The following is a 475-nucleotide window of genomic DNA, read 5'->3' as shown; positions in this document are numbered from 1 at the left end:
TTTTAGGAATAAAATTAAGTATTTTAGAATTTTTAAAACGTTCTGCTTCAGCATACTTTATTCCTTTAAATACTTCATAATTTCTATTCAATACAATTCCCCCTCTTAAATATTATTTAATACATCATAATACATTTATTAAGTAAAAGGGCATGAAATTTATCCGACTGTATCGATACAGTAATTATGTTAAAAAACTGTTTTTTGCAAACCCAAAAAATATAGCTAATCGTTATTTTATCATGTCAGCATTCTCTTAACTGGCTAGCTTAATGACACAAAAGATTATTTTAACATGGGACTAAATACGTATTTTTAAACTTTGCAACAGAACCAAAAAATTTACAAAATTAGAATTACATGAGTTGTTTATTGGTAATATTATTTATATTATTATTTTCTTAATTCTCGTAGTATTTGTCTTTAAAAAGAAAAATGTCTAATGTAACTCAACGCACTCTATAATTTTGCATTT

The 475-nt window shown here is 24.2% G+C and carries 1 pseudogene; it reads left to right on the top strand.

Annotation, left to right across the window (positions count from 1 at the left end):
- Positions 1-338 precede the first annotated feature (338 nt).
- Positions 339-443 (top strand): annotated as a pseudogene (locus tag HMPREF3264_RS12530) (ABC transporter permease); the annotation flags it as partial.
- Positions 444-475: the final 32 nt, after the last annotated feature.

Source organism: Staphylococcus sp. HMSC62A08 (assembly GCF_001839105.1).
GTDB lineage: Bacteria > Bacillota > Bacilli > Staphylococcales > Staphylococcaceae > Staphylococcus > Staphylococcus caprae.
The sequence above is the reverse complement of the archived record's forward strand: the minus strand, read 5'-3'. Positions and strand labels throughout refer to the sequence as shown.